The organism is Nitrospirota bacterium, from assembly GCA_016212215.1.
GTDB lineage: Bacteria > Nitrospirota > 9FT-COMBO-42-15 > HDB-SIOI813 > HDB-SIOI813 > JACRGV01.
This window is the reverse complement of record JACRGV010000039.1, coordinates 1-2,356: the sequence shown is the minus strand read 5'-3', so window position 1 is coordinate 2,356 and position 2,356 is coordinate 1. Positions and strand designations below refer to the sequence as shown.

2 protein-coding genes are annotated in these 2,356 nt (G+C 41.2%); both read left to right on the top strand.

All coding sequences use genetic code 11. The features are described 5' to 3' along the window. The coding region (locus HZA08_03770) for a hypothetical protein (protein ID MBI5192547.1) at window positions 1-145 on the top strand (145 nt) is incomplete at its 5' end. A 40-nt stretch (window positions 146-185) separates the two neighbouring features. After that, the coding region (locus HZA08_03765) for a VCBS repeat-containing protein (GenBank protein MBI5192546.1) at window positions 186-2,356 on the top strand (2,171 nt) is incomplete at its 3' end.

Genomic DNA, 2,356 nt, shown 5'->3' with positions numbered 1-2,356 from the left:
CACAATTCCTTCTGGCATATCAGGGAACTACTACATAATAGCCAAAGCAGATGCGGATACCGCTAATCCTGTCGGCCCCGGAACTATTGGAGAAACCAATGAGAATAATAACGCGAAGTACAAGACCATAAAGATAAACCCATAAAGGGGAGAGGATTTAACTTTTTACTCTTGAGGGGTATTAAATGTCGTATATAAAACGGTTCGGCTTTCTTTATCTTACTGCAGTATTGTTTTTTTGTTTACCGCTTTTTTGTGGAGCAGAAAGTTTTCAGGGAGTTAATATTGGATATCCTTATACAAGTGATTTACCGGCAACGTATAGTGGCTGTAATGTATTTGGAGACTATGATAACGATGGCGACTTGGATATATTTTCTGTAGGGATGAATGATTATTATGGCTATGTGGCTAATTTGTACAGGAATGATGGGTGGTTTGAAAATGAAGCATATTTTCCAAAAGTTCATAATTTTGGAGGAGCATACTACGGTTCTGCAGCCTTTGGAGATTACAACAATGATAACTATCTGGATATAGCTTATTCAGGAATTACTTCTCATTGCTATTGCTCGGTATATATATTGAAAGAGAGTACCGGTACTGGAGGTTTTGGTAGCGCCGTTTTCCACCCACTAAATTCTTATACTTTTTTTGATTCTTTTGGGGACTACGACAATGATGGTGACTTAGATATGTTAGTCACCGGATGGGACGATTTGGGAGGAAAATTTTCAATGATATACCGTAATGATGGGGGAGGAAATTTTATTGACACTGCACCTTTTGCAGAAATTTCTGATGGTTCCGGAGCTTTCGGAGATTATGACAATGATGGCGACCTTGATATCCTCATTACAGGCAATTCACCTGATGGTCCTGTTTCAAAAGTTTATCGTAATGACGGAGGAGGAAATTTTACTGATATCTCTGCTTCTATGATTGGGGTTTATAATTCCTCTGTTGCGTGGGGAGATTATGACAGCGATGGCGACCTCGATATATTACTAACCGGATATACTGGCTCAGGTACAACTGGAGTTTCCAAGGTTTACCGCAATGATGGAGGAGGGAACTTTGTTGACATCTCTGCTTCTCTTATTGCGGTTTATGATAGCTCTGCTGCCTGGGGGGACTATGACAATGATGGTGATTTCGATATATTACTAACCGGATATACTGGCTCAGGTACAACGGAAGTTACTAAGGTGTATCGTAATGATGGGGGAGGAAATTTTGTTGATATTTTTGCACCATTGGGCTGGGTGGATCATGGTTCAGTAAGCTGGGGAGACTATGACAATGATGGTGATCTGGATGTACTTTTACTTCAGATTGAAGGTTTATACCGGAATAATACCACTGTCTCTAACACTCCACCGGTTGCACCTAACGGACTTTCCGAGGTTATAGAAGATAATAAAGTAACATTAGCCTGGAATAAATCAACTGATGCAGAAACTCCTCAAGATGGTATTACTTATAATTTACGCATCGGGACATCTCTGAAAAGCTGCGAGATAATGTCTCCAATGTCTGATGCTGATACCGGCACCCGGAGAATCCCGGCAATCGGAAATGTAAATCATAATAATAGTTGGTCTATCTATAATCTGCCATCTGGAAGATATTACTGGAGCGTTCAGGCTATTGATAATGGATTCAAAGGTTCTCAGTTTGCTGCGGTAAGAAGCTTTACAATAGGTTCTGACTTTGGCTGTACCGATACAGACGGCGATGGATTTGGGAATCCGGGATACCCGGCAAATACCTGTCCGACAGATAATTGTCCTGATATGTATAATCTGGATCAACATGATACTGACAATGACGGGATTGGCGATGCTTGCGATACATGTATGGATACAGATGGTGACGGATTTGGTGACCCGGGATTTCCGGGGAACACATGCCAGACTGATAACTGCCCGGATATTTCTAATCCAGATCAGGCAGATGTAAATAATGATGGAGTTGGCGATGCCTGTTCTCCAACTGACCTTGTTGTGTCTGCTCTTTCAGCAACTCTCACATGCTCATCTATAACTATTAATGATACGACAAAGAACAATGGGTCCGGTGACGCAGGCGCTTCAACAACAAGTTTTTATCTCTCGGCAAATTCCAAACTTGATGCAGGAGATGCCATCATTGGGAATAGAGCTGTTCCTTTGATCAAAGTCGGTCAAGTCAGCACAGGGTCAACAATTGTAAATCTTCCGGAAGGAACAACTCCGGGCAGCTACTATATAATTGCCAAAGCAGATGGATTAAATGGAATTGCAGAGACAAATGAGAACAACAATATAAAGGCTATTTTTAAGTCTTTTAAACCTGACCTCAGTATTACCTCTCT